Annotated in this window: 1 protein-coding gene; it reads right to left on the bottom strand. The window is 44.8% G+C overall.

Features of this window, described 5'->3' with window-relative positions:
* Window positions 1-1,468: TonB-dependent receptor plug domain-containing protein (locus ACTHUT_RS20400; RefSeq protein ID WP_440419624.1), on the bottom strand; the 1,468-nt coding region annotated here is incomplete at its 3' end.
* Window positions 1,469-1,505: the final 37 nt, after the last annotated feature.

Below are 1,505 nucleotides of genomic sequence, written 5' to 3' on the forward strand. Positions count from 1 at the left end.
GTTGCAATATGGTTGATTTCTGAGGAAATATTCCTTTGTCGCCTTTGAAGCGGCCTAAAAAGCTGTACAGGCCGGCATCTTGATCCGGGCCGTCGTAAAACAGGCTCAGCTCTTCCGGAAAGCGGTTTTTACTGTATTGGTTTTTAAAGAAATTGAAACCCACAGTGGTTTTTAAATCTGTTTTGTTGGGAAGGTTGAAAGAGAAGCGGTTGTTGATATCCAAAAGATTGGCTGTGTTTTTGGTTTCCAAATAATCAAGCAGTCCCCATCCTGAAAAACGTGAGTTTTTCGGATATTTTTGTTTTCCCAGATTATGGGCGGCCAACACGTTTAAATCGACATAATCGCCAATGTTTAAGTTGTAATTGGCTTGATAGTTGCGGTTTTCTACTTTGCGGCTGCCGATACGGTTGTTCATGGTACGAAGCTGAAGATCCAGCTTGTTGTTGTCGTTTTCGTATTCCACTTTGACCAAATGGCTGTTTGAGCGTTGTTGCAGGCTGGTCGGGTCGATTGGAGTCAGGTCCCATTGCGGTGCCAAATTCTCTTTCCAGCTTCTTTCCAAATCATCAACATAATCTCTTTGCAAAACTTCAGGATCGTTATATTTTTTGGAGAAAGGGTAGTCCCAATAGCTTTTACCGACTGCGTTACGCTTGGAAAAGTCGCGAACCCAACGATTTTGCCCTTGGTCGAATTTTAATAAGTTGCTTTCAAAATATTCTTGTTTTTTACGGTCCAAATATTCTTCGCCAAAATTGCCGATACGCTGACCGCCACCGCCTACTTTATAGTTTTGCTCGACATTGCGGTGGCTGTAACCATATAACGCACCAAGGCGCGCACCGCTGTCAAACCATTTTTGTACCGCTCCGGTTGCCATAAAGTTGCTTTTGGTGCTGTTTGTGCCGGTCAATCCTTTGGTCAAGAGGCCGAAGGTATTGTTTCCGTGTACCACATCGTCTACCCGTAAAGTACGGAAATTGGCTGTACCGGATAAGGTATTGATGCCGTTGGCACCTGTGAAACTGCCTTTGGTTACATCCACGCCGGCAATAAAATTGGGATCCAGTGCCGTACCGAATTGCGAGGAGCTGCCGCTGCGTCCGGCATCGGCAGAAGTGGAATAGAAGGTTTGGGTGACGCCATCAACCATCGTATTGACACGTCCCAAACCGCTATCGCCACGGATATTGACCGCCAATACCCCCGATCCCTTGTCTTGTTGGGTAAAAACGCCGGGCATACTCCGAACGATGGTATCGATGTTTTCGCTGGATTGATAAATGCGTTCACGCGAACTTTTGGCTTGGCCTTCGGTAAAAACTTTTTTCTCTTTGGCAATGTGTTTGCCTTTGACTTGAATTTCATCAAGCTCTTGAGTTGAAACCTCGTCTTCTGCGTGTGCGATACTTGTTATAGTCAGTAAAGCTAATGTTAGTAGATTTAATTTGAAATTCGGATTCATGATAGTTACCTCAGAAACGAAGTCGCTACTTTATCAC

This window comes from Neisseria sp. P0022.S010, assembly GCF_051956635.1.